1 protein-coding gene and 1 pseudogene are annotated in these 1,362 nt (G+C 29.5%); both read left to right on the top strand.

Going from position 1 to position 1,362, the window contains the following annotated elements; all coding sequences use genetic code 11:
- Positions 1-219: pseudogene (locus X924_RS08195) on the top strand (hypothetical protein); the annotation flags it as partial.
- Between the two features lie 203 nt (positions 220-422).
- Complete coding sequence (locus X924_RS08190; RefSeq protein ID WP_121958434.1) at positions 423-1,031, top strand: Rpn family recombination-promoting nuclease/putative transposase; 609 nt, start codon at positions 423-425, stop codon at positions 1,029-1,031.
- Positions 1,032-1,362: the final 331 nt, after the last annotated feature.

Below are 1,362 nucleotides of genomic sequence, written 5' to 3'. Positions count from 1 at the left end.
GAAAAGATAGCTAAAAGAGATAGAGAAGAAGCAAAACTGGAAGGTAAACTTGAAGGAGAAAAAGAATTAGTATTAGAAATACTAAATCAAAGGTTTGGAGAAGAATTTAATAAAGAGTTAGAAGGAAAAATAAGAAAAGCAAACGAAGAAGTGATTAATAAGATAAAGAAAAATATTTTGAAAATCACATTAGACGAACTAAAAGAAATTCTAAAATAAAACAAATTATAAAACTTCCTAAAAATTATTAATTCCCCACTTGAGAGGGGTGTCAGACTGAAAGTCTGACAGGGTGAGGCACATATAACTTACCGAAAGCAAATTTAAAGAAGACTACCCCGGCTGCAACAAAGAGCGTTACATCTACCCCTTCAATAAAGGGGATTTTTACTTTTTAGTCAAATCTTTTACTATGAGAAACGATATGGAACATACAAACAAATTTAATAAACCTAATTGAAGGAGTCAAAGACATACCTGAAGGAATAAAAAGATACATACCAAGCTATGAATATGAAATATACGACTTTTCACCGAAATCGAAAGCAAAAATAGCAGGAGAAGCATACACAAGATTAGTAATAGAAGTGATGAGGAGTGCATTTGAAAAAGACAAAGAACGATTTTACAAAACATTTAAGCTAATGGTAGAACTAACGAACAAAATGCAAGACAAAGAAAAAGTTGATGAAGTATTTGAGATATGTTTAAAATACTTGTTGGATACAAAAGATGACATTGAGATAGAAGAAATGGAAAAAGTAGCAAAAGAAGAATCAGTTGAAAGGGGTGAATTGATAATGTCAATAGCTGAAAAGTTGAGAGAAGAAGGTATTAAAAAAGGTATCGAAAAAGGCAAACTTGAAGAAAGAAAAGAATTTACTATTAAGCTATTATCAAAAAAATTTGGTGTAAATTTAACAGAAGAACTAAAAGAGAAAATTCGAAACGCAGATGAAAAGACAATCAACTACATAGGAGATAATCTATTAGAAATCACATTAGACGAATTAAAAGATATTTTAGAGTAAAATCATAAGGCTTCCTAAATAAGCATTAATTTACCTTTTGAGAGCGAAATTGTTTCTAATTCCCCTTTTTGAAGGGGGTAGCTGCTTTAATCTCTCTTCAAGGAAAGGGAATGGTGGAGCCATCTCCTTTCCTCGGTTTTGAATAAAAATCGAATACTTTATATTTTATTTATGTTAAGTGTTGACAAAACAAAATAATTGTGATAACATATATATCGCAGTTCCAAAAATACATAAAAATATTTAAAAAAATAAATGGCAAAGCCATCAATAGTTTTTTTCGCTAAAATATAAAATGTTCTATAAAAATGTTCATTGAAAAGTAGATAGA

The organism is Petrotoga sp. 9PWA.NaAc.5.4 (assembly GCF_002895485.1).
Lineage (GTDB): Bacteria > Thermotogota > Thermotogae > Petrotogales > Petrotogaceae > AZRK01.
The sequence above is the reverse complement of the archived record's forward strand: the minus strand, read 5'-3'. Positions and strand labels throughout refer to the sequence as shown.